General features: G+C 51.1%; 23 protein-coding genes and 1 other RNA gene. 23 read left to right on the top strand and 1 reads right to left on the bottom strand.

Features of this window, described 5'->3' with window-relative positions; translation table 11 throughout:
- The first annotated feature begins 20 nt into the window (after positions 1 to 20).
- From floA to rnpB, 23 genes are all read left to right on the top strand, one after another.
- Positions 21 to 1,010 (top strand): flotillin-like protein FloA, encoded by a 990-nt coding sequence (gene floA, locus L6H65_RS18485; RefSeq protein WP_290370453.1) that lies wholly within the window; start codon positions 21 to 23, stop codon positions 1,008 to 1,010.
- Between the two features lie 62 nt (positions 1,011 to 1,072).
- Positions 1,073 to 1,534, top strand: coding sequence for a YqfB family membrane protein (locus tag L6H65_RS18480; RefSeq protein ID WP_236344131.1), 462 nt, complete (start codon positions 1,073 to 1,075; stop codon positions 1,532 to 1,534).
- Positions 1,535 to 1,682: 148 nt separating this feature from the next.
- Positions 1,683 to 1,967, top strand: coding sequence for a sporulation protein YqfC (gene yqfC, locus L6H65_RS18475; RefSeq protein WP_236344130.1), 285 nt, complete (start codon positions 1,683 to 1,685; stop codon positions 1,965 to 1,967).
- Between the two features lie 27 nt (positions 1,968 to 1,994).
- Positions 1,995 to 3,188, top strand: coding sequence for a sporulation protein YqfD (gene yqfD, locus L6H65_RS18470; RefSeq protein WP_236344129.1), 1,194 nt, complete (start codon positions 1,995 to 1,997; stop codon positions 3,186 to 3,188).
- 6 nt (positions 3,189 to 3,194) lie between these two features.
- Entirely contained in the window at positions 3,195 to 4,172 is a 978-nt protein-coding gene (locus L6H65_RS18465) for a PhoH family protein (protein WP_236344128.1), read from the top strand.
- Positions 4,173 to 5,278: 1,106 nt separating this feature from the next.
- Positions 5,279 to 7,486 (top strand): HD family phosphohydrolase, encoded by a 2,208-nt coding sequence (locus tag L6H65_RS18460; RefSeq protein ID WP_236344127.1) that lies wholly within the window; start codon positions 5,279 to 5,281, stop codon positions 7,484 to 7,486.
- Complete coding sequence (ybeY, locus tag L6H65_RS18455) at positions 7,483 to 7,986, top strand: rRNA maturation RNase YbeY (RefSeq protein WP_236344126.1); 504 nt, start codon at positions 7,483 to 7,485, stop codon at positions 7,984 to 7,986. The genes L6H65_RS18460 and ybeY overlap by 4 nt, the downstream gene beginning before the upstream one ends.
- Entirely contained in the window at positions 7,986 to 8,348 is a 363-nt protein-coding gene (locus L6H65_RS18450) for a diacylglycerol kinase family protein (protein WP_236344125.1), read from the top strand. Before ybeY ends, L6H65_RS18450 begins: the two co-directional genes overlap by 1 nt.
- 249 nt (positions 8,349 to 8,597) lie before the next feature.
- Positions 8,598 to 9,032: a cytidine deaminase gene (locus L6H65_RS18445; RefSeq protein ID WP_236344124.1), complete on the top strand. Its 435-nt coding sequence runs from the start codon at positions 8,598 to 8,600 to the stop codon at positions 9,030 to 9,032.
- Between the two features lie 30 nt (positions 9,033 to 9,062).
- Positions 9,063 to 9,977, top strand: a complete 915-nt coding sequence (gene era / locus L6H65_RS18440) for a GTPase Era (protein WP_236344123.1) — start codon at positions 9,063 to 9,065, stop codon at positions 9,975 to 9,977.
- Between the two features lie 121 nt (positions 9,978 to 10,098).
- Positions 10,099 to 10,245, top strand: coding sequence for a YqzL family protein (locus L6H65_RS18435; protein WP_236344122.1), 147 nt, complete (start codon positions 10,099 to 10,101; stop codon positions 10,243 to 10,245).
- Positions 10,246 to 10,301: 56 nt separating this feature from the next.
- Positions 10,302 to 11,048 (top strand): DNA repair protein RecO, encoded by a 747-nt coding sequence (recO, locus tag L6H65_RS18430; RefSeq protein WP_236344121.1) that lies wholly within the window; start codon positions 10,302 to 10,304, stop codon positions 11,046 to 11,048.
- Positions 11,049 to 11,130: 82 nt separating this feature from the next.
- Positions 11,131 to 12,549 carry an MATE family efflux transporter gene (locus L6H65_RS18425; protein WP_236344120.1) on the top strand — a complete coding sequence of 473 codons (1,419 nt, stop codon included), beginning with the start codon at positions 11,131 to 11,133 and terminating at the stop codon, positions 12,547 to 12,549.
- 435 nt (positions 12,550 to 12,984) lie between these two features.
- Positions 12,985 to 13,872 carry a glycine--tRNA ligase subunit alpha gene (gene glyQ / locus L6H65_RS18420; RefSeq protein WP_236344119.1) on the top strand — a complete coding sequence of 296 codons (888 nt, stop codon included), beginning with the start codon at positions 12,985 to 12,987 and terminating at the stop codon, positions 13,870 to 13,872.
- Positions 13,865 to 15,946 carry a glycine--tRNA ligase subunit beta gene (glyS, locus tag L6H65_RS18415; RefSeq protein WP_236344118.1) on the top strand — a complete coding sequence of 694 codons (2,082 nt, stop codon included), beginning with the start codon at positions 13,865 to 13,867 and terminating at the stop codon, positions 15,944 to 15,946. Before glyQ ends, glyS begins: the two co-directional genes overlap by 8 nt.
- 39 nt (positions 15,947 to 15,985) lie before the next feature.
- Entirely contained in the window at positions 15,986 to 16,819 is an 834-nt protein-coding gene (locus L6H65_RS18410; protein ID WP_236344117.1) for a pyruvate, water dikinase regulatory protein, read from the top strand.
- A 78-nt stretch (positions 16,820 to 16,897) separates the two neighbouring features.
- Positions 16,898 to 17,368 carry a YaiI/YqxD family protein gene (locus L6H65_RS18405; protein ID WP_236344147.1) on the top strand — a complete coding sequence of 157 codons (471 nt, stop codon included), beginning with the start codon at positions 16,898 to 16,900 and terminating at the stop codon, positions 17,366 to 17,368.
- A 41-nt stretch (positions 17,369 to 17,409) separates the two neighbouring features.
- A complete protein-coding gene (dnaG, locus tag L6H65_RS18400) occupies positions 17,410 to 19,251 on the top strand; it encodes a DNA primase (RefSeq protein ID WP_236344116.1) in 1,842 nt (613 codons plus the stop codon).
- A 28-nt stretch (positions 19,252 to 19,279) separates the two neighbouring features.
- Positions 19,280 to 20,404 carry an RNA polymerase sigma factor RpoD gene (gene rpoD / locus L6H65_RS18395; protein ID WP_236344115.1) on the top strand — a complete coding sequence of 375 codons (1,125 nt, stop codon included), beginning with the start codon at positions 19,280 to 19,282 and terminating at the stop codon, positions 20,402 to 20,404.
- Positions 20,405 to 20,485: 81 nt separating this feature from the next.
- Positions 20,486 to 21,313: a hypothetical protein gene (locus L6H65_RS18390; protein WP_236344114.1), complete on the top strand. Its 828-nt coding sequence runs from the start codon at positions 20,486 to 20,488 to the stop codon at positions 21,311 to 21,313.
- Position 21,314: 1 nt separating this feature from the next.
- Positions 21,315 to 22,097 (top strand): tRNA (adenine(22)-N(1))-methyltransferase, encoded by a 783-nt coding sequence (locus tag L6H65_RS18385; protein WP_307728367.1) that lies wholly within the window; start codon positions 21,315 to 21,317, stop codon positions 22,095 to 22,097.
- Positions 22,064 to 23,185 (top strand): Nif3-like dinuclear metal center hexameric protein, encoded by a 1,122-nt coding sequence (locus L6H65_RS18380; protein WP_236344113.1) that lies wholly within the window; start codon positions 22,064 to 22,066, stop codon positions 23,183 to 23,185. Before L6H65_RS18385 ends, L6H65_RS18380 begins: the two co-directional genes overlap by 34 nt.
- 85 nt (positions 23,186 to 23,270) lie before the next feature.
- Positions 23,271 to 23,685: RNase P RNA component class A (gene rnpB, locus L6H65_RS18375), an RNA gene on the top strand.
- A gap of 89 nt (positions 23,686 to 23,774) precedes the next feature.
- On the opposite strand, the gene L6H65_RS18370 is transcribed toward rnpB, so the two are convergent.
- Positions 23,775 to 25,637, bottom strand: coding sequence for a S8 family peptidase (locus L6H65_RS18370; protein WP_236344112.1), 1,863 nt, complete (start codon positions 25,635 to 25,637; stop codon positions 23,775 to 23,777).
- Positions 25,638 to 25,720 lie beyond the last annotated feature (83 nt).

Here is a 25,720-nt window from a genome sequence, read left to right as displayed (position 1 = left end):
AAAATATTGGAGGGGTTTCTATGACATTGGATCCAATCGTCAGCATATTGATCATTGTTGTTCTGGCTGTTATTGCACTATCTGTATTTCTCAGCTTTTTCCCAATTATGCTATGGATTTCGGCGCTGGCATCCGGTGTGCGCGTCGGCATTATAACGCTGGTCGCAATGCGATTGCGGCGCGTAGTGCCAAGCCGTATCGTTAATCCGCTTATTAAGGCATCCAAAGCAGGACTCGGTCTAACGATTAACCAACTGGAGAGCCACTTTCTGGCCGGCGGTAATGTTGACCGTGTTGTCAATGCGCTTATCGCCGCCCAGCGCGCGAATATAGAGCTTGTGTTCGAGCGTGCGGCAGCAATTGACCTTGCAGGCCGGGATGTTCTGCAGGCTGTACAGATGAGCGTTAATCCGCGTGTAATCGAAACGCCAATCGTCGCTGCTGTAGCGAAAGACGGCATTGAAGTGAAGGTTAAAGCACGTGTAACCGTGCGCGCCAACATTGAACGGCTCGTGGGCGGCGCGGGTGAAGAAACGATCATTGCGCGTGTTGGTGAAGGTATTGTAACGACCGTTGGTTCATCCAATTCGCATAAGGATGTGCTGGAGAATCCTGATATGATCTCTCGTACTGTGCTTGGCAAAGGACTTGATGCAGGAACGGCATTCGAAATTCTATCCATTGATATCGCGGATGTGGATGTAGGCAAGAACATTGGCGCACATTTGCAAACCGAGCAGGCGGAGGCAGACAAACGTATTGCGCAGGCTAAAGCGGAAGAGCGCCGCGCAATGGCCGTTGCGCAGGAGCAAGAGATGAAGGCTCGTGTCGTTGAGATGCGCGCGCGCGTTGTAGAGTCAGAGTCGCAGGTTCCGCTTGCTATGGCGGATGCGCTTAAGAATGGCAAGCTTGGCGTTCTCGATTACATGAATTTGAAGAACATTGAGGCAGATACGCAAATGAGGGGCTCTATCGGCAAGCCAGATACAACCGCTACCGATAAAGAGTAATGTGCATGTAACGATTGCAGGTTTGGATGCTGATAGACTAATGATTCGTCGGAGGTGATGAATTGGACGAAATCATCGATTTTCTGAGTAATAATATGTTTATTGTTGCCATTGCGGTTGGGCTTGTCGTCTCGTTGTTCAACAAGAGCAGACAAAAGGGCGCTGCCCGAATGCCGGATTTCAGCGGCAGGACTGGGGCGCCTGCAACAGAGCAGCAGGCTTCGGAGCAGCAGATCTCGAATCAGCAGATCTCGAATCAGCAGATCTCGAATCAGCAGATCTCGAATCAGTATCGGGAGCATCGTCCCGCAATGGCTGCTGCTCCGCCCCCGCCTGTGCAGCAATACGGGGCTTCAACCCTTCGAACAGGCCAATTATCTTCGATGCACAATGCCTCTGATATGCAGCCAGCCCGTGAAGCTGAGGCATTCCGCATGCCTGAGGGCGACGAGCTGCGCAAAGCAATCATTGTTGCAGAGATACTCGGTCCTCCCCGGTCCAAGCGGCCTTATCGTCTCAAATAAATGATATCTACAAGCAACCGCCATTCTCATGGAGAAAGGGCTGGTTGCTTGTTTTTATGATAAGAGCTTCTTTCTGTGCCCTTCCTCCTCATAATTTCAGCGCTGCTCGCATATTTTGGTACAGTACGGAAAGGGGGCTTCTGCATACATGCGCCGCTTTAATCGCAAATTGCGTAAAATGGCCGCCGATCTGCTTGATTTGCCTCAGGACGTTGTCTTTGACCTGCCCCGTCTTACGATGATTGGCGATCGCCAGCTCTATATTGAGAATCATCGCGGCGTGCTTCATTTCTCCAGCGACAGGCTGAGGCTGGCACTCAGCAAGGGAGAGCTTGAAATAACAGGGCAGGAGCTTGTCATACGTACGATATGGACCGAAGAAGTGTTTGTGGAAGGCCAAATCAAACATATTGAAGTTCGCGATATGGAATAATCGTCAATCGTTAAGGAGGCGGCGGCAATGAATGCATCCTGGATGCAGTGGGTACGAGGGATCGTTACGATCCGGGTACGAGGCGAGGGGATGGAGGGGCTCGTTAATCGGGCGCTTGCAGCCGGTCTTCAACTGTGGTCGATCCGCTTTGCAAGCGGGGGGGAGCTTGAATGCGAGGTGACGGTCGGCGACTTCTTCCGTCTTCGTCCGATTCTAAGGGAGACAGGCTGCCGACTGCATGTTGTCGCACGTCTGGGGCTGCCGTTCTGGCTCGTGAAGGTGCAGCGGCGGCTTTTTTTTGCAGGGGGACTAGCCCTCTTCTTCGTCGGCATGTATTTGCTGTCTTCTCTGGTTTGGACAATTGAGGTCAAAGGAAACGAGCTGCTGTCCGAAGAGCAGATTCTACAGGTTGCGCGGCAGGAGGGGGTCTTTCCCTTCCAATGGTCGTTCAGGCTGGAGGGCACAGAGGTGCTGTCCAAGCGTCTCACCCAGAAGCTGCCGGGAGCGGCATGGATCGGTGTAGAGAAACGCGGCACCAAAATTACGATTCAAGTCGTCGAGACGAAGAACGCTGCGCCGAAGCCGCTTCTCAATCCGCGACATCTTGTGGCATCGATGGATGCGGTCGTTACGCATATTTTGGCAGAGAGCGGCAGACCAGTCGTCAAACGGAACATGAAGGTGAGAAAGGGCGATGTCCTCATATCAGGGATATATGGAGATGCTGCCCATACGAAGACAGTCGTAGCCAAGGGGACGGTCAAGGGTCTGGTCTGGCATGAATACAACATCGTATCACCGCTCCAGCGGGAGTTGAAAGTATATACGGGAAATACGGAGACAAGGTGGTATGCCGTCATTGGCGGACGAGCCTTCAAGGTAAGCGGGTTCGGCAAATCGAAGTTTGCCGCCTATGAAACAGCGAGGCATATGGAGAAAGTGACATGGCGTTCGAACGAGATGCCTCTCGGACGGATCAAGGAGACGGTCATGGAGGTGCGGAAGGACAACCATTCCATAAGCGCAGAAGAGGCAAAAGCAACGGGGCTGCTGCAAGCGCGTGCCGATATATTGGCGAAGGCAGGGTCATCTGCGGAGATTCGCGCGGAAAACATTTTGCATGAAAAGACGGACAATGGTAAAGTTTATATGAAAGTGCTTTTTGAAGTGGAACAATCGATTGTAGCAGAAAGACCGCTAGTTTATATGCAAGGGGAATGAGAATTTTTGTCGAATGAAACCAAGAGTATAAAGATCCCGCTAGCGAATGCGGCGGAAGGACTTGCACTGTTCGGTCCACAGGACAGATTTCTGAGACTGGTGCAGGAGCAGACAGATGCGGATATTTTGTCCCGAGAAGCGGAAATAACGATTACCGGTCGTAGTGAAGAGGTTGACACGCTTGAACAGCTGTATACCGTTCTGCAGCAGCTTGTTCGAGGCGGGTACACACCTTCCGAGCGCGATATTGCGTATGCGCTTGATTTGTCCAAGACATTGCAGGCTGATCAATTGCTAGATTTGTTCAAAGCGGAAATTACGACGACGTACCGTGGAAAGCCAATTCGCGTCAAAACGATTGGACAGCGTCATTATGTGAAAATGATCAAGCGGCACGATATTGTATTCGGCATCGGTCCGGCGGGAACAGGAAAAACCTACCTAGCTGTCGTATTGGCGGTAGCTGCGCTCAAGGAAGGCGCTGTAAAACGGATTATTCTGACACGGCCTGCTGTTGAAGCGGGTGAGAACCTCGGTTTTCTGCCGGGTGATTTGCAGGAGAAGGTTGATCCTTATTTGCGCCCGCTGTATGATGCGCTTCATGATGTGCTGGGTCCTGATCAAACGACTAAAGCGTTCGAACGCGGCTTGATTGAGGTTGCTCCGCTGGCGTACATGAGGGGCAGGACGCTTGACGATTCGTTCATTATTCTAGATGAAGCGCAGAATACGACGCCGGAGCAGATGAAGATGTTTCTGACGCGGCTGGGCTTTGGTTCGAAGATGGTCGTAACAGGCGACGTTACGCAAATCGATCTGCCGCGAGGCAAACGATCCGGATTGAACGAAGCAAGACGTATTTTGCAAAATATCGACGAAATCGGGTTTGTCCTATTCTCTGAACAGGACGTAGTGCGCCATTCTCTCGTCCAAAAGATCATCGTTGCCTACAACGGAGACGCCGAAGCACAGGAAAACCAGTAATGCCGCATATCTAGCAAATGCAGCTAGCTCATGCGGTCGACCGACCGCCGTCATGCAGCGAAACACCGCGCGCTGGGAGCTGCGTGCGACGCGAAAAGACATGCGTCCCAGAAGGACAGCATAATCAGGGCATTCAGGGCATTCAGGGCATTCAGGGCTTTTTTGCCCAGGAGCAGGAGCCATTGATGAGACGCTTTTATTTTATCGTGCTCGAATTCATTTTCCGATCATAGATCAAGCAACGAACCCGCTAGCTTTTACATGCTGTTAGGGAGATAAAACCCTCTTACAGCTGATCAAAAGCAGCAAAAGGGACTCTGTAAGCGGTAAAAACAGCTTTACAGCTCCAGAAAGGGCTGAATCACGGTCTGCTGGGAGCTGTTAAGCGTATAAAACCCTCTTACAGCTGATCAAAAGCAGCAAAAGGGACTCTGTAAGCGGTAAAAACAGCTTTACAGCTCCAGAAAGGGCTGAAATGCGGCCAGTTGGGAGCTGTTAAGCATATAAAACCCTCTTACAGCTGATCAAAAGCAGCAAAAGATACTCTGTAAGCGGTAAAAACAGCTTTACAGCTCCAGAAAGGGCTGAAATGCGGCCAGTTGGGAGCTGTTAAGCGTATAAAACCCTCTTACAGCTGATCAAAAGCAGCAAAAGATACTCTGTAAGCGGTAAAAACAGCTTTACAGCTACTTTACAGCTCCAGAAAGAGCTAAATCACGGAATGACGGCTACTCGTCGGTTATTGGGCTGTTTGACGCTATTTGACGCTGTTTTGACGGTTGTGAGAGTTGGTTGATTGTACAGTGAATTGAAAAGAGAACCACTTTTCAAGAACATTCAAGAGCATTCAAGAGCATTCAAGAACAATAAGCATGAAGACGGAGATTCATTAGGCGGGAAGCCCGTTCGTTCAAAGTGGAGGCCTGGCCCGTTCATTCGGGCAGAAATCCAATCGAGGGCGGGCTCATTCGTCTTGAAGGAATCCCCATTCACAGTGGATGTCCATTCATTTGAGTGGAGGCCCATTCATAGGGATGACTTTTCATCCGTGGGGTCCTTGTCCATTTCAGGATGATGTCCAAGTCCTGCTCATAGGGGGAATGCATATGAGATTAAGTAATTGGAAGCATAGTATAGCGGTGCGTTCGGTACTGCTTTTTCTATTTGTATTGCTATTTTATTTCAGCATGGCTCCGAGTCTGCTGCCCACGACCTATGATATTGAGCTGGGCAAGCGGAGCGAACGCAACATTGAAGCGCAGAAGGAAATCAAGGACGATAAGGCGAGACTTCAAGCGCAGGAAGAAGCGGCGGAGAAGGTTGAGCCGAAGTATGCGATTGTTGCGCTCAGGAGTGAGCAGCTGCTTGAACGGGTTTTCTCGCGGATGGAGCAGCTCAATCAAGATGACCAGGTGTCGCTTGAGAACAAGGTGACGATCTATCGGACCGAAATACCACGCCATTATAACGAATTTGTTGATAAATTCGTGGAGAATAATCATGGCAACGAAATTTATAATGATACACTGCTTGAGGAAATGTCGAGCATCGTGAAATCACAATCGTACCGTATTCCCGAGGAAACGTATTATAAGCTTCCATCGCTGAGCTCCACCCAGCTATCTGAGATGCGTGAGGTCGGTGTTGTTATTGTCCGCAAGCTGATGAGCGACCCGCTCCGTGAAGCGGAGACAGCGCGGACTAAGGTGGCAGAGCTCGTGAATGCCAGCACCCTTAGTGAACGGAAGACGAGGGAAATTGTTCAGGAGCTTGCACGTTATGCGATTATGCCGAACAAATTTTCCGATAATGAAGCGACGAATGCGGCGCGTGTTGCCGCCAAGGAAAATACGCCGGAGGTAACCATCAAGCAAGGCGAGGTAATTCTTCATAAAGGCGAGATGGTAACGAAGGAAGTCTATGACCGTCTATCGGCATGGGGCTTGCTGCAGGATAAGAAATCGTATTGGCCGCAAGTAGGCTTATTGCTGTTGTCTGCTCTGTTCGTACTCGTTATCTACAGCTATCTGGAGAAAACGTCAGGCATGAATGCGGCTGCGAGCGCCAAATATAATAATGTGCAGCTTTCCATGCTTTGGCTCATCTTCCTGCTGAACATTGTAGCGATGAGAATTGTCGAATTGACGCAGACGGAATCGATGCCGTACGTCGGATATTTGGCACCTACTGCGATGGGGGCAATGCTAATAACGCTGCTGCTTGATGTACAGCTGGCTGTTGTCAGCTCGTTCCTGTTTGCCATTGCTGGTAGTGTCATTTTCAACATGGATTCAAACCGAATTTTCGATTTCAACTACGGATTTGTGACGGCGGTTATTTCATTCGCAGCGATCTTTGCCATACATCGAGCAAGCCAGCGATCTACAATCTTGAAGGCCGGAATTATGGTCAGTCTATTCGGGTCCGGCTCGGTATTGGCATTGCTGCTGTTGAAGGATTTGCCGTCACAGTCAGAGGTTGTTCTAACAGTGGGCTTTGCTTTTGCCAGCGGCCTGTTGACCGCCGTATTGGTTATTGGAATTATGCCATTCTTTGAAATATCGTTCGGTATCTTGTCGGCGCTCAAGCTGGTGGAGTTGTCGAATCCGAACCATCCGCTGCTGCGCAAGCTGCTGACAGAGACGCCAGGGACCTATCACCATAGCGTGATGGTGGGCAATTTGTCCGAGGCTGCAGCTGAGGCGATCGGCGCGAACGGCCTGCTCTGCAGGGTCGGTTCCTTCTACCACGATATCGGCAAAACGAAGCGACCGAGCTATTTTATCGAGAATCAGTCCAATATGGAAAACCCGCATGATCATATCGAACCGAAGCTGAGCAAATCGATCATTATCGCTCATGCGCGAGACGGAGTTGAAATGCTCAAGAGCCATAACATTCCTAAGCCGCTTCGCGATATTGCAGAGCAGCATCATGGCACGACTTTCCTTAAGTTCTTTTATCACAAGGCGCTTAAGCTGGCAGAGGAAGCCGGCGAGGAGCCGGATTTCACTGAGGATGATTTCCGCTATCCTGGTCCCAAGGCGCAATCGAAGGAAGCGGCAATTGTCGGCATCGCCGATTGTATTGAAGCGGCTGTCCGCAGCCTGCGCCAACCGACGGTCGAGCATATCGAGTCGATGATCAACAAGATTATGAAGGATCGGATGGATGATGGGCAGTTTAATGATTGTGATCTGACACTCAAGGAATTGGAGAAAATTGCGCAAACGTTGAAAGAAACGGTATTCGGCATTTTCCATTCCCGTATTGAATATCCCGATGACGTGAAGCCAAAGGAGCGGCTGGTATGAGTTTAGAGCTTGGTTGGAGCAATAATCAGGACAAGCTGAACATTCCTGAGTCCTATATTGAGCGGCTGGAGCAGTTGCTTCAGCTTGCGGGACATGCGGAAGGCATTGAGGAGGGAGAGGTTACGCTCACCTTTGTCGATGATGAGGAGATTCATCAATTGAACCGCGACTATCGCGGTATCGACCGGCCAACAGATGTACTGTCATTCGCGATGCAGGAGGCCGGAGAGGACGAGCTGGAGATCGTATACGAGGTAGACAGCGAGGATGACCCCATTCCTGCCGAGCTGGAGAGCATGCTTGGCGACATTATTATTTCTGTTGAACGGGCACAAGCGCAGAGTGAGGAATACGGCCACTCGCTGGAGCGGGAAATCGGCTTCCTGTTCGTACACGGATTTCTTCATTTGCTCGGTTATGATCATGGGGATGAAGCGAGCGAGGCTGTCATGACTGGGAAGCAAGAGGCTGTATTGTCGCAAGCAGGCCTCCAGCGTTAATGGCCCGCTTCCTGCGAAGCGCGGGTTGGGCGCTGTCCGGCATCGGACATGCCCTTCGTACGCAGCGGCATATGCGATTCCATGTCATGATGGCTGTTCTTGTCATCGCCGCTGGATTATGGTTCAGAATATCGGGATTAGAGTGGGTCATAGTGCTGCTCACAGCAGCGCTTGTCATTGCCGCTGAGCTGTTCAACACAGCTATCGAGAGCATCGTTGATCTGGCAAGCCCGGGGCAGCATCCGCTGGCGAAAGCGGCCAAGGATATCGCGGCTGGCGCCGTACTCGTATTGGCCTTTGCAGCTGTTGTCATTGGCTTGATCGTGTTTCTGCCGCATATGCGGATATTGCTTTTTGACTGAGAGCAGCGCGCTATGCTGACAATTGTCTAATGAATGATGGACTATTTAAGGTGAATGAAAAAAGAACAACAGAGCGGAGCAGGAGAATGTTTCTGGAGAAGCGTCAGCGGTCGCCTTTGTTTCCGGAATTCGACCATGAACCACGTAAATTCAACAATTCCGGGAACAACAGCGATCGTAAGAACATTCCCCAGCGCAGCGACCCCCTTGTTCCTTTCAATCGTTCTTATATAGCAGGAGGGAACAGGAATGGATAAACCCCAACATAATACAGAGCTTCCCGAAGGATGGAAGGGGCTGCTCACTGAGGCATTAGAGGCCAGAAAGCGCGCTTATGTCCCTTACTCAGGCTTTCAAGTAGGCGCAGCGCTGCTTGGCGGAGACGGCAAGGTTCATTGGGGCTGCAATGTGGAGAACGCTGCTTACGGCCCCACCAATTGCGCTGAACGCACGGCGTTGTTCCGGGCTGTCGCTGATGGAGATAAGCCGGGTTCGTTCCAGGCGATCGCTGTTGTCGGAGAAACGCCGGAGCCCATTACGCCTTGCGGGGTGTGCAGACAGGTGCTGGCTGAATTGTGCCTGCCGGATATGCCTGTTATTATGGGGAATCTGCAGGGAGACTGGCGCGTAATGACGGTAGCAGAGCTGCTGCCGGGCGCTTTTTCATTGAATGTGGAGAAATAAGCTAGTCTGGAAGGGGAACAAGGCATCATTATGAGTGGATCAACAAAAGGCAAGGAGAAGTTTCATTCGGGTTTCGTCGCGATTGTCGGCCGTCCCAATGTGGGCAAATCTACCCTCATCAACGAAATGATCGGTCAGAAGATTGCGATTATGTCGGACAAGCCGCAAACAACGCGCAATAAGATTCATGGCGTCTATACGAAGGAAAACAAGCAAATTGTATTTCTGGATACGCCAGGCATTCACAAGCCGCAATCGAAGCTTGGCGATTTCATGGTGAAGGCTGCCGTGGGAACATTGGGCGAGGTTGACGCAGCGCTGTTTCTTATTGACGCATCGGAAGGTCTGGGCGGCGGAGACCGTTTTATTATCGAGCAGCTGAAAAATGTCAAAACACCGGTTATTCTCGTTATGAACAAAATCGACAAAATTCATCCAGAGGCGCTGCTGCCGCTTATAGCGCAGTATAGCGCATTGCATGATTTTGCTGAAGTTGTGCCGATTTCGGCTCTGCAGGGCAATAATGTAAATACGCTGCTGGATGTGTTGACCAAATATTTGCCGGAAGGACCGCAATATTATCCTGCTGATCAAGTGACTGACCATCCGGAGCAGTTCGTTTGCGCCGAATTGATCCGCGAAAAAATTCTGCATCAAACAAGGGAAGAAATTCCCCATTCGATTGCTGTTTCCATTGAGGATATGCGCGTTCAGGAGAATGGCGTGGTCAGCATCGGCGCCGTAATTTTCGTCGAACGGGATTCGCAGAAGGGCATCGTCATCGGCAAGCAGGGCGCGCTGCTGAAAGAGGTTGGCAGGCTGGCAAGGCGTGACATCGAGCTGCTGCTGGGATCGCGCGTCTTTCTGGAGCTGTGGGTAAAGGTGAAGAAGGATTGGCGCAACCATGACCGCGTATTGAAGGATCTTGGATTCCGCAACGACTGATAATTTGAATGGGCATCCAATTTAAGGGTTTCATGCCCTTTTATGCTTCGCATAGGCCGGCCCTGAACATCGCATTCTATCCGTATGCAGCATTTCTGATCGCGGAGAGGGATGAATACGAATGCGAGACTTTTCGTGGAAGTATTTTGCGCTGACAGGGGACGTGGACGCTTTTTTACTTTATAAAGAGATGGATGGCCTGCAGGCAGTGGACGGCGTGGACGAGGAAGAAGACGGTGAAGCTGCCTCAGAGCTCGAAGGTATGTGAATAATGGGTTGGGCAGTCAGGCCGCGCAAGCAAGCGCAGGTTAGGGGAGAAACGCTATGCAGTACCGGGTTGAAGGCATTGTCATCCGGAGCATGGATTACGGGGAAGGCAATAAAATTATTAACGTACTGACACGTACGAACGGCAAGGTCGGCATCATTGTTCGCGGAGCTAAAAAAACAAAGAGCCGTCATGGCTCGCTCGCGCAATTGTTTACGCACGGTGAATTTTTGTTTTTTCGCAATAGCGGGCTAGGTACGTTGACACATGGTGAGATTATTGAATCTCACCATCTTTTGCGTGAGCGGCTTGAGCTGGCGGCATATGCGTCATATGCAGCAGAGCTGACGGACCGCGCCTTGCAGGAGGATGAGTCCAGCGGTTATATTTTCGAACAGCTTAAGGCTTGCATGGCCGCTTATGCGGAAGGGAAGGATGCGGCAATTATTACACAGCTTTATGAGATGCGAATCCTTGAGGTGATGGGGTATGGTCCGGTATTCGATGCCTGTGTGTCCTGCGGAAATGTAGTCGGCTCCATGTCGCTCAGCGCCCACTCCGGCGGCGTCCTGTGCAGCAGGTGCGGGTACAAAGATTCATTCGCTCAACCGCTGGGCGACGGTGCGCTCAAGCTGCTAAGGCTGTTCAGAAGAATGGATTTGCGCCGTTTGGGATCGATTCAGGTGAAAGAGGAAACAAAAGGAGAGCTTAAGCGAGCTATGCGGCTCTTAGTGGATGCTAATTTAGGCTTGACGCTGAAATCACGCTCTTTTCTGGATCAGATGGATAAATTCCCATTGTAGGGACATATTCAGGACGTTGACCTTTCGCTGGCTAAGAGCATACAATCAGTTCGTTCAGAGTGAAAGGATGGATTGAAGCTCTATGGCCAAAGGAAATGTTCAACACGAGAAATTGAGACAAGAGACACCGGCCATATGGGCGCTTACATGGCCGATTATGGTTGAGATGATGCTTCAATTCATGCTGGGAACTGCGGACACCTTAATGGTAAGCCGTATCTCGGACGACGCTGTTGCTGTTGTCGGCATAGCGAATCAGTTTTTTAATGCGGTCGTTATTTTGTTTACACTTATTTGCGGAGGAGCGGGTATTCTTATTTCCCAGAAGCTTGGCTCTGGAAGAGCAGCGGATGCGCGAAAGATTGGCGTGATGTCGGTCGCATTGACCGCGATTATAGGCATCGGGGTTAGTGTGCTGCTGGCAACCTCCTCCCACACCTTTGCATCGATTCTGCAAGTGCCGGACGATCTGAAGGAAATGTCCTACACTTATCTGTCCATTGTGGGCGGCGGCATTATTCTGCTTGCGCTTAATTTGTCGCTCAGCTCTGCGGTTCGCAGTACTGGCGATACACGCTCACCGATGTATGTTTCTATCGGAATGAATATTTTGCACATTGTATTGAATTATGCTTTTATTTTCGGCGCCTTCGGGTTTCCGCAGTGGGGTTTGTTCGGTATTGCGATCTCGACGGTCATAAGCCGTTTTGTCGCCTTGCTGTTCCAGTACTGGATGTTTCGCAACGCCTTTGGAACGCCGATTGTGCTGCGGGAATTTGTCAGCTTCAACCGCAAACTGCTGAAGGAAATCGTCAAGATCGGTTGGCCGCTTAGTATGAACGGAGCCTCCTGGACGATCTCGCAAGTGGTGCTCTTTAGCATGGTTGCCTCCATGGGGCAGCTTCCGCTTGCTGCCCGTACGTATATGAATACGATGGAGTCGTTTGCCTTTCTATTCGGCTGGTCGCTGGCGCTGGCTGTTCAAATCCAGATTGCTCACTTGTATGGGGCAAACAAGCTAAAGGAAGCTTATTATAGCGCTTATCGCGTGCTGGGCTTCGGTATTCTGATCGTGCTGGCGAATACGCTCCTGCTCATCTTGTTCCGCAGCCCCATCATTACAACTTTCACGGATGATGAATGGATTATTGAGATGGTTGTTGCGCTTCTATGGCTCAATCTTGCGCTGCAGCCGGGTAAAATGCTCAATATGGCGCTTGGGCAATCGCTTAATGCGATTGGCGACGGACGCTATGTCATGATGACCGCGCTGACCAGCATGTGGATTATCGCGGTAGGTCTGGCCTTCGTACTGGGCATCGGTCTGGAATGGGGATTGTACGGGATCTATGTCGGCATGATTCTGGATGAATATACAAGGGGCATACTATGCTTTTTCCGTTGGCGCAAGCATCGCAGCAAGCTTGCTTTCGCGGAAGCATTTCGATCCGAAGACGCTGCATTGAAGAAGAACGAGAATGCGAATGGGGCTGCCTTTTAATCGGCAGGATAGATCTGGCTTGGCAGAGCAGGTTGAATCGATAATTAGGTTAGAATGACAGCGGAAATAGTTGTGGGCGGAAATAGTTGTGAGTTGACAAGCAATCAGATATTAGATATGATATAATATCATGTATATGGAACGATGATGGAGAAAGTAGTCGGTTACGGCCTATAGAGTATCAGCGATCCGGGGGAGGTGAGAGCCCGGAAGGACGGACTAGACGAAAGGCGCTCCGGAGTTTGCGAATTTGAAAGCGGGTTTCCTGCATCGCGCTAATGTGCGAGAGGAAGCCAAGTAGGGTGGAACCGCGGGAGAACAGCTCTCGTCCCTATGTCTGTCATCAGACGTAGTGGACGGGAGCTTTTTGTGATATCGTCTTATACAGCTGTCTGATGTGCGCCAATAGTTGACCAATAAGGAGAGACGCGCGTAATGAATTTTCAAGGTATGATTTTGACATTGCAGCAGTTTTGGGCCGAGCAGAATTGTATTCTCGTTCAGCCGTATGATGTTGAGAAAGGTGCGGGAACGATGAACCCGATGACCTTCCTGCGGACAATAGGGCCGGAGCCGTGGAATGTCGCTTATGTGGAGCCTTCCCGCCGCCCGGCGGATGGCAGATACGGCGAGAACCCGAATCGGCTGTACCAGCATCATCAGTTTCAGGTTATTTTGAAGCCGTCGCCAGACAATATTCAGGAGCTGTATCTCGAAAGCTTAAGCAGACTCGGAATTGATCCGCTCAAGCATGATATTCGCTTTGTTGAGGACAACTGGGAATCGCCGACGCTGGGCGCTTGGGGCCTTGGCTGGGAAGTATGGCTGGATGGCATGGAAATTACGCAGTTCACTTATTTCCAGCAGGTTGGCGGTATTGACGCAAATCCGGTTGCAGTTGAGATTACGTACGGGATGGAACGTCTGGCGTCCTATATTCAAGACAAGGAAAATGTATTCGACCTGGAATGGGTGGAAGGTGTAACCTATGGCGATGTCTTCCTCCAGCCAGAGTACGAGCATTCCAAATATACGTTCGAAACATCCGATGTCGCGATGCTGTTCTCGCTGTTCAATATGTACGAGGAAGAAGCGAAGCGAACGATGGAACAGAAGCTTGTATTCCCGGCTTATGATTATGTGCTGAAATGCTCGCATACATTCAACCTGCTTGATGCTCGCGGAGCAATTAGCGTAACAGAGCGCACAGGTTATATTATGCGTGTCCGCAATTTGGCTCGCTCCTGCGCGGCTACTTATTTGGAGGAGCGCGAGCGTCTCGGCTTCCCGCTGTTGAAGAAAGGGGTGAACGCTAATGGCTAAGGATTTATTGCTTGAGGTCGGTCTTGAAGAGGTTCCTGCCCGTTTCGTTCGCGGCGCCATGAACCAATTGAAGGAGAAAACGGTCAAATGGCTGGAATCGGCCCGTATCGGCCATGGTGAGGTTGAGGCTTACGGAACACCGCGCCGAATTGCTGTTCTTATCCATGATGTGGAGGAGAAGCAGGCCGATGTGAACGAGGAAGTGAAGGGTCCTTCCCGCAAAATCGCGCAGGATGCCGAAGGGAACTGGAGCAAGGCCGCGCTGGGCTTCGCAAGAAGTCAAGGCGTCGAGCCCCATTCGTTCTACTTCAAGGAGCTGGGCGGCGTTGAATATATTTACGCGAACAAGAGCAGCATCGGCACAGTAACGAGCGATGTGCTGCCTGAAGGCTTGTCGTCTCTGATTACCTCGATGTCGTTTCCGAAAAATATGCGCTGGGGCAGTCATGAGCTTCGTTTTGTCCGCCCGATCCGCTGGCTTGTCGCTCTGTTCGGAGAGGATATTATTCCGCTTGAAATTACCGGTGTGCAGGGCGGCAATGTGACGCGCGGCCATCGCTTCCTTGGCGGAGAAGCTGTCATCGCGCAGCCGTCTCAATATGTCGAGCAGCTTCGGGCTCAGCATGTCATCGTGAATGTCACCGAGCGGGAAGGCATGATCATGGAGGGCATTCATGCGCTTGCCGCCGAGCAAGGCTGGCAAATTGCCGTGAAGGAGGATTTGCTTGAGGAGGTATTGTTCCTCGTCGAATATCCGAGCGTGCTTTTCGGCAAGTTTGATCCGTCCTTCCTTAACATTCCGCAGGAGGTGCTCGTCACCTCTATGAGGGAGCATCAGCGGTATTTCCCGGTGCTTGATGATGGGGGCAAGCTGCTGCCGTTCTTCGTCACTGTGCGCAACGGCAATCGCGATGCTATCGAAGCGGTAGCTAAGGGGAATGAGAAGGTGCTTCGCGCACGGCTGTCTGACGCGAAATTTTTCTACGCTGAGGATCAGAAGCTTGCCATCGACGATGCGCTCGCAAAGCTGGAGAACATCGTTTATCATGAGGAGCTTGGAACAGTGGCCGATAAAGTACGCCGCATTCATGCCATTGCTGTGAAGCTTGCGGATACGCTGGGCGCAGATGCGCAGGTTTCGGAGGATACCGCGAGAACTGCGCTGATATGCAAATTCGATCTCGTAACTCAGATGGTCTATGAATTTCCTGAGCTGCAGGGCATTATGGGCGAGGATTATGCGCGTAAAGCCGGAGAGCGGGAAGAGGTGGCGCAAGCGATCAATGAGCATTATCAGCCGCGTTTTGCAGGAGACCGTGCACCGGCCTCATGGGCAGGCGCATTAGTAAGTCTGGCGGACAAAATAGATACGATTGCAGGCTGCTTCTCAATTGGCATCATTCCAACAGGCTCGCAGGATCCTTATGCGCTTCGCCGTCAGGCTGCCGGTATCGTACAAATTATTCTGGCTCATGAGCTTCCGCTGTCGCTTGATGTATTGTTCGGACTCGCCATTGAGGTGCATGCGGCAAAAACGTTGAAACGCGATGTGGACGATATTCGTAAGGAATTGTATGAGTTTTTCGGTCTGCGCGTTAAAAATGTGTTGACGGAGCAGGGGATTCGCTACGATGTCATCGATGCGGCAATGGCTAGCGGCTACAACGATCTTGGCAGAACGATCGATCGCGCTGCCGCGCTGACAGCAGCCGCCGCAGGGGAACGACGTGATGAATTCAAGGCTGTTGTAGATGCCTTGACTCGTATCTGCAACCTTGCTTCAAAAGCAACGTCTAAAGAAGTAAAGCCGGAATTGTTTGCGGATCATACGGAAAAAGAGCTGTATGAGGCATGGCTGTCGGTTAGAGACGAGATTGCCGCAGCGATTCAATCTGCTCAAACTGCCCGGGCAATTGCTAAGCTTGCCGGTTTGAAGGATGCCATCAACCATTACTTCGACGGGGTCATGGTTATGGCTGAGGATGAAGCCGTTCGGAACAACAGGCTGGCGACTCTGGCAGTCATTGCCGAGCAAATCAATGATGTAGCCGACTTCTCCAAGCTTGTCTGGTAAATGGCAACTCCCGCAAAACTTTGATTGGAGCGTGATTCGATGGCCGATTTAAAGCCTGAGGTGATCATCTATGTCGTCTCGGATTCTGCCGGTGATACAGGCGAGCTTGTCATTCGGGCGGCGGTCGCTCAATTTCATCCGATCTACGCCGATATCCGAAGAGCGGCATTTATACATGATGAAGCGACACTGGAGCGTGTAGTGATTGGGGCGAAGGAGCATAATGCGATATTATTGTATACACTCGTCATTCCGCATCTTCGCTCTGCCTTGATCCGGTTTGCCGAGCTGCATAAGGTTACGGCTATCGATTTATTGGGACCGCTGGTCAACAGTCTTGAGGAGAAGACAAGAAGGAAATCCAGGCAGGAGCCGGGTCTTAATCATGTGCTCGACGAGGATTACTTCCGCAAGGTCGAGGCTGTAGAATTTGCCGTTAAGTATGATGATATGCGGGATACAATGGGAATCCTTAAAGCCGATATCGTGCTGGTAGGCGTCTCCAGAACGTCGAAAACTCCGCTGTCGATGTACTTGGCGCATAAGAAATTCAAGGTTGCCAACGTGCCGTTAATGCCTGAGCTGTCGCCGCCGGCGGAAATATTCAGCATTCCGAAGGAGAAGATCATTGGGCTTACGATTGATGTCAATTATTTGAATGTCATTCGCAAGGAACGGCTGAAAGCGCTTGGCCTGCCTAACAGCGCAGCTTACGCGACCCCTGCCCGAATCGAACGGGAACTGTCCTATGCGGCAGAAATTATGGAGCGCATCGGCTGTGCCGTCATCGATGTATCGCATCGGGCGGTAGAGGAGACTGCAAGCCTCATCATGGAATGTATACAGTCGATTGACAGCCGAAAACAGCTTTGACGGCGCTAAGCAGGATTTTTTCATAATATGCCGTATATAATAGTACGGTACTTTAGAAGAAGATGCGGTGATGCATAAATCGTGACAACTATTCCTACGATTGTAGTGGATGCCGATGCGTGCCCGGTAAAGCGTCAAATCATTGATGTGGCACGCAAATTTGCTGCACCTGTGCTAATGGTTGCATCCTACGATCACCGGCTTGAGCCGGAGGCAGGGGTAACTATTGTGCAGGTTGACCGAAGCGACCAGTCGGTGGACCTCTATATTTCCAATCATGTTGCAAGAGGAGACATTGTTGTAACGCAGGACTTTGGACTGGCGACAATCGTGCTGGCCAAGGGAGCGATTGCATTATCGCCGCGAGGCCAGCAATACGATGACGGGAACATCGATTTCCTGATGGCGCGGCGGCATGAGCTGGCCAAGCTGAGACGAAGCGGAGGCAGATCCAAGGGGCCTAGAGCAATGAAGGACGAGGACCGCGAGCTGTTTCAGCAAAAGCTGACAAAAGTTTTGCGCAATCGGCAGGAGAATGATGAACGGTAGCGAATAGTTATACGTGTCATTTAGGATGAAGGTGAAGGTGTATGGCTTACAATAGAATACCAGAATCCATTATCGAGGAAGTACTCAGACATCATGATATCGTGGATACGGTAGGGAAGTACGTTCACCTCTCGAAACACGGGAAATATATGAAAGGCTTATGTCCGTTTCATTCCGAGAAATCGCCATCGTTTACGGTTACGCCGGAGAAGCAGATTTTCTACTGCTATGGGTGCGGTATAGGTGGGCATTCCATTAAGTTCATGGAGGAAATCGAGGGCTACTCCTTTCCTGAAGCAGTACGAATAATGGCAGAGGAAGCCGGTATTCCCGTCACATGGGCAGGAGCAACAGACAATCATGGGTCGGCCGAACATCGCGAGCGGGATAAGCTGATTGAAGCTCATGAGCTTACGGCTAAACTGTATAATTACTTGCTCAAGAATACGACACACGGACAACCGGCTCTGGAATATCTTCGCTCCAGAGGGGTCACTGACAAGCAGATTGATCAGTTCATGATCGGTTATGCGCCTCCTCAGTGGGATACATTGGTTCGTTTTCTGGAGAAGAAACAGTTTGATCCGGAGCAAATGGAGAAGGGCGGCTTATTCATTGCCAAAGGGGACGGCAGCGGTTATCTGGACCGTTTTCGCGACCGCATTATGTTTCCGATCTGGAGTCGGGAGGGGAAAGTGATTGCTTTCGCCGGCAGAACGCTGGGCGATAGCCAGCCGAAATATTTGAACTCGCCAGAAACCGTATTGTTCAATAAGAGCGGGATTCTATACAACTTCCACCAATCAAAGACGCTCATGCGCAAGAATCGGCGTGTTGTCTTGTTCGAAGGCTATATGGATGTCATCAAATCCTGGAGCGCAGGTGTTCACAACGGGGTTGCCTCAATGGGCACTTCGTTGACGGAGGAGCATGCGACCATTCTCCAGCGGCATGCAGATGAAGCCATCATCTGCTATGACGGAGATAATGCCGGACAAGCAGCCGTTCTTAAGACGATTCCATTGCTGGAGCGTGCCGGATTGAAGGTGCAGGTGGCGATGCTTCCCAAAGGGATGGACCCGGATGAGTATATAACGGCAAACGGAAAGCATCTCTTTATGAAGGAGATCATCGAGCATCCTGTATCTGTCACAAAATTTAAGCTACTATATGCTAGAAAAAACCATATACTCCTAGAAGAAGAGGGACGGAAGAACTATTCGCTGGAGGCTGTGGGCATTATTGCCCGATTGGAGTCGCCGACCGAGCGGGAATTTTATCTCAAACAATTGTCCCGTGAGGTCGATATATCTCTTGAGTCGTTGAAACAGGACTGCTTCAAGCATTGGCAGCAGCTGCAAAAAATGAAACCGCAAAGGGATAATAACGACAATTCGTGGAATAATGGTAGAAATGAAAACCGTCGCCCATCCTCTATGCCGCCGATGCTGCCAGCTTATCAAGTGGCGGAGCGCAGATTGCTGGCACGCATGCTGCAGGATGCAGAGACGGCGAGTACGGTGCACGACAAGCTTGGGGAAGCCTTCAACGTGGAGGATCACGCAGCGCTCGCTGCTTATTTATATGCTTTTTACGCGCAGGGCAATGATCCTAATGTAAGCCGGTTTATCGCATCGCTTCAGGATGACCGTCTCGAGCGGGCTACCGCTTCGATCTTAATGATGGATGATGATTTTCCATTCGACGAGCATCTGCTTGAAGATTATATAAAAGAAATTGTTAAAGTGCCGAAATTTCGCGAAATCGAGCAGAAAAAAGAAGAGATGGTGCGAGCGGAACGTTCCGGCGATATGCTGCTGGCGGCACAAATTGCAAGTGAGATTATAGCCCTGGAAAGAAAGCTTAAAGGACAGCAGGAATGATCGTTTCTAGGGAGGAGGGAGTCGGAATATGGCGAATGATCAACATACTGAAATGGATACCGAACAGAAGCTGGAGCTAGTTAAAGAGCAGCTGATTGAGCACGGTAAGAAAAGGTCCTCCTTAACGTACAAAGAGATTATGGAGAAGCTATCGCCGTTCGACCAGGATCCAGAGCAAATCGATGAGTTTTTTGAGCAGCTTGATGAGATTGGCATTGAAGTTGTGAATGAGAATGATGATCACCCGATTACCAGGGGGGAAGAGCAAGAGCGCGAGCATGATGAATTCAGCTTCGATGATGATTTGGCGCTCCCGCCTGGTATTAAAATTAACGACCCCGTCAGAATGTATCTAAAGGAAATCGGGCGTGTGCCGCTATTGTCCGCGGATGACGAGATTGAGCTTGCCAAACGGATCGAGCTTGGCGATGAAGAAGCGAAGCGCAGACTTGCAGAAGCGAATCTCCGGCTCGTCGTAAGTATAGCGAAGCGTTATGTGGGCCGCGGCATGTTATTCCTTGATCTCATTCAAGAAGGCAATATGGGACTTATTAAAGCGGTTGAGAAATTCGACTTCACGAAGGGCTTTAAGTTCAGTACGTATGCTACATGGTGGATCAGGCAGGCGATTACGCGCGCAATAGCGGACCAAGCGCGGACCATTCGTATTCCGGTACATATGGTGGAAACCATTAATAAGCTGGTTAGAGTATCACGCCAGCTGCTTCAGGAGCTAGGCCGTGAGCCAAGCCCGGAGGAAATTGCGGCAGAGATGGATTTAAGCACGGAAAAAGTACGGGAGATCATGAAAATCGCGCAGGAGCCTGTATCGCTTGAGACTCCGATCGGGGAAGAGGACGATTCGCATCTTGGCGATTTCATTGAGGATCAGGAGGCGCTTGCGCCAGCTGATGCTGCCGCTTACGAGCTGCTCAAGGAGCAGCTGGAGGATGTGCTCGATACGCTGACCGAGCGTGAGGAGAACGTGCTTCGTCTTCGTTTCGGACTGGATGATGGCCGTACACGGACGCTGGAGGAAGTAGGCAAAGTGTTTGGCGTTACGCGTGAGCGTATTCGTCAGATCGAGGCCAAGGCGCTCCGCAAGCTGCGTCATCCAAGCCGCAGCAAGCGTTTGAAGGATTTTCTCGAATAAGCATACGGACCTTTCTGCCTCGGCAGCAAAGGTCTTTTTTCAAAGATCGGTAAATCGCCGGTGAAAGGACGAACGGCCGACATGGATCAAGAGCGCAGAAAAGTGATTGTGAAAGAAATCGAGCATTGGCAGCAAAGCAAATTGCTTCCTGACCAATATTGTGATTTTCTTCTGAATTTATACCTGGAAGATAATGAGGAACGGACACCTACGACAGTGGCTGGCAGAGCGGTACAGGTAGTTAAGCATGCTTCGTGGAAACAATGGGTTCTTACATTTGGTATTTTTTCCTTCATTTGCTTTATTGCCCTTTATTTTAACGTTTTCCATCCGCTATTGCAAATTGGCGTGTCCGCCTCCAGTGTCTTTACGTTGATCCTCATCGGACAGCGCTACCGGCGCAAGAACGAATCGATGGGTCTGGGAGTCATTGGCACGGCTATGCTGCTGCTGCTCGGCTTAGGGCTCTATATGGTACAGCTGCATGAGCTGGAGGAATGGGGATGGAAGGCGGGCCTGCTTGCCTTCTGCTCGCTCTTCTGGATCATAACAGGCATCGGATTGCGCATACCAATGCTGCACTTGAGCGGCTGGTTGGCCTCCTTTCTTGTCTATGCGTGGCTGCTGTCTCATAATACCGAATCACCGGCATGGTATGAAATCCAGCTCTATTGGCTGCCTGCTTCTTTCGTTTTTGGCTGGTGCAGCTGGTTTTTCCATCGCTGGTCGCGGCCAGTATCGGCCATTCTATTCGTAGCTGGCGCATTTATTTGGTTTATGCCCGAATTGTACAGCGCTGTCTTTGCAGACGAGCAGGCTTGGCTGCAAATTCAGCTGTTCATCAAAATTATTGCAGGAGGGCTGCTGCTCTTCTCGCTTCGAAAACAATGGATTGCGTGGGTTGCTTGACATGATAAAGTTGTCCAAAAGATTGCAAAGTATTGCAGACCTTGTAACGCCTGGATCGCGAATAGCCGATATCGGCTCCGATCATGCGCTGCTTCCGGTTTATCTCGTACAAAGCGGTCGATGCCCGTCCGCTATTGCCGGGGAATTGAACAAGGGTCCATGGCAAGCCGCCGTTAGGGGCGTAGCTGAAGCAGGGCTGGCAAATGTAATTGACGTCAGACATGGCGACGGCATGTCCGTCCTGAATGCAGGCGATGCGGATACGGTGACGATTGCAGGCATGGGTGGAAGCTTGATGAGCATGATTCTCGAAGCCGGCTGGCAGGGAGGCAAGCTCCAGCAAGTGAAAGAGCTTGTTCTCCAGCCCAACGTAGGCGAGGATCTCGTTCGCAGATGGCTCGTTGAACGCCGATTCGCCCTTCAAAATGAAATCATTATGGAAGAGGACGGCCGAATTTACGAAGTGCTGCACGCGATTAAGGCAGCTAATGCCGACAGCCATAATGAAGCGTTGTATGATTCTTCCTTTCTGCCGTTGAAGCTGACTGAGTCAGCGGGCAGAAAGCTGCTGTATGCAATGGGGCCACTGCTTCTGAGGGAGCCGTCAGCATGTCTTGTTCGCAAATGGCAGCTTGAGCTGGCGAAGCTTGAGCGTATTTGCGGGCAAATGCTGCAATCCGATACATCGGAAGCAAGGGAGAAGGAAGCTGCATTCCGGCAAGAAATGAATCTGATCGGGGAGGTGCTGGCATGCTTGCCAACGGTCAAACCATCGTCCAGCTAATGGAGCAGCTTGCTCCCAAGCATTATGCTGTAGAGAATGACAAAATTGGTCTGCAGCTCGGTACGTTGAACAAAAATGTAAGTAAAGTGCTGGTTGCGCTGGATGTTACGGATGCGGTTGTCGATGAGGCGATTGCTGCGGGCGCTGAGCTGATTATTGCTCATCATGCGATAATATACCGGCCGCTGGCGAAGCTGGATACGTCCACTCCGGCAGGCAAGCTCTATGAGAAGCTGATCAAGCATGATATCGCAGTCTATATCTCGCATACGAATCTGGACGTTGCAGAAGGCGGCATTAACGATTGGATGGCCGATCTGGTGGGGATTGCCGCTGAAGGGCGGGCCTGTCTGGAGGATGTCCATACCGATAAGCTGTACAAGCTTGTTGTGTTTGTTCCGCAGACCCATCACGAGGGCGTGCTGCAAGCGATATGGAAGGCTGGCGCTGGCGGTATCGGCAGTTATGACTGCTGCAGCTTCAATATTGAGGGAACAGGCACATTCGTGCCTGGTGAAGGCTCGAAGCCTTATATCGGGCAGGAGGGCAAGCTGGAGCGCGTGCAGGAAATTCGTGTGGAGACCATCGTGCCGCAAAGCGCTCAGCGCAAAGTCATTCAAGCGATGCTAAAGGCGCATCCTTATGAAGAGGTCGCCTATGATCTGTATCCCATGGATCTGAAAGGACGTTCCTTCGGACTTGGCCGTGTTGGCAAGCTGGGTGAGTCGCTCAAGCTTGGAGAGCTGGCTGAACGGGTGAAGGACGTCTTCGACGTTCCCGCTGCAAGGCTAGTTGGCGACCCGGAGCGACAGGTGAAGAAGGTTGCTGTGCTTGGCGGTTCTGGGGCCAGATATTATCGCCACGCGCTTTTCGCTGGAGCTGATGTGCTCATAACCGGAGATATTGATTACCATACGGCGCATGATGCGCTGGCTGCCGGTCTATCGATCATTGATCCTGGCCACAATATTGAAAAAATCATGAAGCCGCGCGTGGCAGCATGGCTGAATGAAGAGCTGACGGAACGCAAATATGCGACGCTTGCTGTTGCTTCGACGATTGAGACGGAGCCGTTCGCCTTCGTCTAGCCCGCGTCAGGGATGATAAGGAAGAACGGGAAAGCTTTCTTCCTTGAGCTTTTGCCGCGTTCACAGTATACTAGCTAATACACGGAAAGTTTGACAGACAATCGCTGGCGGCCTCATAAGCCGCGAGAGGAAAGTCCGGGCTCCGCAGGGTAGGATGCTGGATAACGTCCAGTCGGCGCGAGCCGAAGGATAGTGCCACAGAAATGGACCGCCGATGGCCGGCCTAGCGCCGGCACAGGCAAGGGTGGAACCGTGGTGTAAGAGACCACGAGGACCGTTGGTGACAACGGTGCTGGTAAACCCCATCTGGAGCAAGACCGAGAGAACACAGCACGGAAGCTCACGCTTCCTGCACCCTTACCCGGGGCGTGTTCGGGTTGGTTGCTTGAGCGCGTCAGCAATGACGGGCCTAGATAGATGATTGTCGCTTCGTTAGTGGGAGGGTCGTTCCCGTTATCACCACCGGAAGCACAGAACCCGGCTTATGGCAAGCTTTCCGTAACGAATCTTATCTGCATAATGAACGAAAGACTGCACCATTCGTCCTCGGTTGCGAGAGCGAAGGGAGCAGTCTTTTTTGATGCGCTCTTTACTTGTATTTACTGGCGATTCCAGTCAGGCGGCGTTCCAGCTGCTTGGGGAACTGCTGCAAGGAAACGGCGGATTGACGTGCTTTTTCAAGTGCATGAACGACATCAATCTGACCATAGCCGAAATAGTTATCTTTGCCTGCATCGCCCAAATCCTGTGCGGAGGCACGCATGATCTTCATGACTTCCTCGTTGGAAAGATCGGGATTAATGGAGCGGATCAAACCGGCTAGAGCCGCGACATGCGGGCTGGCCATAGACGTTCCGGACAATGCCGCGTATTGACTGCCAGGATAGGTGCTGGCAATGCTGGCTCCCGGTGCAGCGACATCGATATAGTCGCCATAGTTGGAGAAGGATGACTTCGAACCGTCTGCATCTGTTGAAGCAACCGCGAACACCTCTGGATAAGCGGCAGGGAAGCCTGGGCGTTCTGTGTTGTCATTGCCGCTTGCTGCAACCAGCACGACATCATGCTCGTATGCATATTTGATCGCGTCATGCAGAAATTCGGCCTGCGCATAGTTGCCCAAGCTCATATTGATCACTTTGGCGCCATGATCGGTTGCCCATATAATGCCTTCAGCGACCGAATAGGTTGAGCCCGCCCCGCTGCTGTCGAGAACCTTGACTGGAAGCACCTTGTTGTACCATGAGAGTCCCGCGACGCCTTCTCCATTGTTCACAGAGGCAGCGATAATGCCTGCGACATGAGTGCCGTGACCGACATCATCATCAGGCGCTATACTGTCGTCCATAATGTTCGTGCCGGTCATCAGCTTGCCCTTCAGATCGGGATGGTCGGCCTGGACGCCTGTATCCAGAACGGCAATAATAACCTTCTCGCTGCCCTTGGTTAAATTCCAGCCCTTCTCCGTCTCTATAGAGGGCAGATTCCATTGGTATTTGGAATAAAGCGCATCGTTAGGCACAATGGAAGTGTCGTTCGTCAAATACAAATAATGCGGCTCTACATACTGCGGATTCCATGACTGATTGAAATATTGGATTAATGGCTTGGCCTCCAATTTTCTGGAACGAAAAATATAAGTGGCGCCAAGCTTTCGGACAGAATGTGCGGAGATATCATTCTTTATTTTGCTCAGCTCATCCGCGGAAGGCTGGCGATTGAACTTTACCACGACTTCATTGACATGATAATGACTCGCGTTGCCATTATCCTCGCCATCTTTGACTGTAATATCTACGGTGGAGTTGGGCAATACCGATTCAATCTTATATTTTCCTTCTGCCGGGTAAGGGAGGAGGCGCAAATTGCGCTTCTGATGCCGTTCGACTTGGTTAATAACATCTTGAAGCACGACGCCAAAGATGCCATCGCCCTTCCGCCGCTCATCCGGCACTGCCAGAACAAGGTAAGCCTGTCCATTCACAGTTATTGGCGGGGAGGTGTAATGCTGTCCGTTTGCGATGGCCGCTGTCGCTTGCTTGAGGCGGTTCTGCATCATTTCTGCTGCACCCGTCGGGAGCTTCCCCCTGACGAGCTCATGTCCTTTGTTAACCCAGCGTACATAGATCATTTGTTTATGCATGCTCATCATATGCTTCAGGTTGCTCTTCTTATCCTTCGAGGAAGTGTCCTGAAGCATAAGCTTATGCAAATTCCGGGCGCATTCTGCAGCACAAAGCATCGCAGTGGCATCCATATCCTGCTGGACGGTTTTGATCTTCATCTGCTGCTCTTGTGCAGCGGTTATGGGCTTAATTCCGCTCGTGCGGTTTATGTGGGTATTATTCTGCCTTGGTGCGACAGGGGCACGGGCAGTGAACCAAGGCGAGAGTGGGATGAGAAAAGCGGCCGCTGCCAATACCCCAGCAAAGCCGATCCATTTGCGTCGCATCGCGATTCTTCCTCCTCATTAGTGAATACGGCCTGCCTGCTTGGCCGCTCTTTGTTAGAGTTCGGTCTATTTCGGTAAAATAT

The organism is Paenibacillus plantiphilus, from assembly GCF_927798095.1.
GTDB classification, from domain to species: Bacteria; Bacillota; Bacilli; order Paenibacillales; family Paenibacillaceae; genus Paenibacillus_Z; species Paenibacillus_Z plantiphilus.
The sequence above is the reverse complement of the archived record's forward strand: the minus strand, read 5'-3'. Positions and strand labels throughout refer to the sequence as shown.

Coding starts and splice junctions, on each gene's coding strand:
- floA (WP_290370453.1), top strand. CDS start 21: ATGACATTGGATCCAATCGTCAGCATATTGATCATTGTTGTTCTGGCT.
- yqfC (WP_236344130.1), top strand. CDS start 1,683: ATGCGCCGCTTTAATCGCAAATTGCGTAAAATGGCCGCCGATCTGCTT.
- yqfD (WP_236344129.1), top strand. CDS start 1,995: ATGAATGCATCCTGGATGCAGTGGGTACGAGGGATCGTTACGATCCGG.
- L6H65_RS18460 (WP_236344127.1), top strand. CDS start 5,279: ATGAGATTAAGTAATTGGAAGCATAGTATAGCGGTGCGTTCGGTACTG.
- ybeY (WP_236344126.1), top strand. CDS start 7,483: ATGAGTTTAGAGCTTGGTTGGAGCAATAATCAGGACAAGCTGAACATT.
- L6H65_RS18450 (WP_236344125.1), top strand. CDS start 7,986: ATGGCCCGCTTCCTGCGAAGCGCGGGTTGGGCGCTGTCCGGCATCGGA.
- L6H65_RS18445 (WP_236344124.1), top strand. CDS start 8,598: ATGGATAAACCCCAACATAATACAGAGCTTCCCGAAGGATGGAAGGGG.
- era (WP_236344123.1), top strand. CDS start 9,063: ATGAGTGGATCAACAAAAGGCAAGGAGAAGTTTCATTCGGGTTTCGTC.
- L6H65_RS18435 (WP_236344122.1), top strand. CDS start 10,099: ATGCGAGACTTTTCGTGGAAGTATTTTGCGCTGACAGGGGACGTGGAC.
- recO (WP_236344121.1), top strand. CDS start 10,302: ATGCAGTACCGGGTTGAAGGCATTGTCATCCGGAGCATGGATTACGGG.
- L6H65_RS18425 (WP_236344120.1), top strand. CDS start 11,131: ATGGCCAAAGGAAATGTTCAACACGAGAAATTGAGACAAGAGACACCG.
- glyQ (WP_236344119.1), top strand. CDS start 12,985: ATGAATTTTCAAGGTATGATTTTGACATTGCAGCAGTTTTGGGCCGAG.
- glyS (WP_236344118.1), top strand. CDS start 13,865: ATGGCTAAGGATTTATTGCTTGAGGTCGGTCTTGAAGAGGTTCCTGCC.
- L6H65_RS18410 (WP_236344117.1), top strand. CDS start 15,986: ATGGCCGATTTAAAGCCTGAGGTGATCATCTATGTCGTCTCGGATTCT.
- dnaG (WP_236344116.1), top strand. CDS start 17,410: ATGGCTTACAATAGAATACCAGAATCCATTATCGAGGAAGTACTCAGA.
- rpoD (WP_236344115.1), top strand. CDS start 19,280: ATGGCGAATGATCAACATACTGAAATGGATACCGAACAGAAGCTGGAG.
- L6H65_RS18390 (WP_236344114.1), top strand. CDS start 20,486: ATGGATCAAGAGCGCAGAAAAGTGATTGTGAAAGAAATCGAGCATTGG.
- L6H65_RS18385 (WP_307728367.1), top strand. CDS start 21,315: ATGATAAAGTTGTCCAAAAGATTGCAAAGTATTGCAGACCTTGTAACG.
- L6H65_RS18380 (WP_236344113.1), top strand. CDS start 22,064: ATGCTTGCCAACGGTCAAACCATCGTCCAGCTAATGGAGCAGCTTGCT.
- L6H65_RS18370 (WP_236344112.1), bottom strand. CDS start 25,637: ATGCGACGCAAATGGATCGGCTTTGCTGGGGTATTGGCAGCGGCCGCT.